This window comes from Asanoa sp. NPDC050611 (genome assembly GCF_040654855.1).
GTDB lineage: Bacteria > Actinomycetota > Actinomycetes > Mycobacteriales > Micromonosporaceae > Asanoa.
In genome coordinates, this window is record NZ_JBFAIU010000072.1 from 1 (window position 1) to 747 (window position 747).

General features: G+C 75.5%; 1 protein-coding gene. It reads right to left on the reverse strand.

What is annotated here, in order from left to right; translation table 11 throughout:
• Positions 1–42: 42 nt before the first annotated feature.
• Positions 43–747, reverse strand: a 705-nt coding sequence (locus tag AB0H87_RS14115; protein ID WP_360144035.1) for a histidine kinase, incomplete at its 5' end; no start/stop codon positions are given.

A 747-nucleotide genomic window follows, 5' to 3' on the forward strand; every position in this document is an offset into this window, starting at 1 on the left:
GCCACACCAGCCCGTCGCGCAACAGCACGAGGTCTTCGGCGATCACGACGCGCACGGCAGCTCCATCTCCACGACCGTCGGGCCGCCGGGCGGGCTGGTCAGCCGCAGCGTGCCGTCGAAGGCGGCCAGCCGGCGCTCGATCCCGCGCAGGCCGGTGCCGCGGGCCGGGTCCGCCCCGCCGCGGCCGTCGTCGCTCAGCCGCAGCGAGAGCCGGGAGCCGAGGTCCGTGACCGACAGCGTGATCCGGTCCGCGTCGGCGTGCTTGATGGCGTTGGCCAGCGCCTCGGCCAGCACGAAGTACGCCGCGGACTCCATCGGCGCCGGCAGGCGGCGGTCGAGCCGCAGGTCCAGGTCGACGGGGATGGAGCTGGCCAGGGCCAGCGCCTGGATCGCACCGGGCAGCCCACGGTCGGCGAGCAGTGGCGGGTGGATGCCGCGTACGAGGTCCCGCAGCTCGCTCATCGCGGTGCGGGCGCCGGCGCGGGCGTCGGCGAGCATCGAACGGGCGGTGTCCGGGTCGGAGTCGAACATCGCCTCCGCCATGCCCAGGTTCATGTTCAACGCGACGAGCCGGGCCTGCGCACCGTCGTGCAGGTCGCGTTCGATGCGACGGAGCTCCGCCGCGGACGCGTCGACGGCCGCGGCCCGGGTCTCGGCCAGCTGCTCGACCCGTGCCGACAGGCGGGCCGCCCCAGTCGGGGCGAGCAGCCCGCGAGCCACCACGGGCGCGCCCGCGATGTACAAACG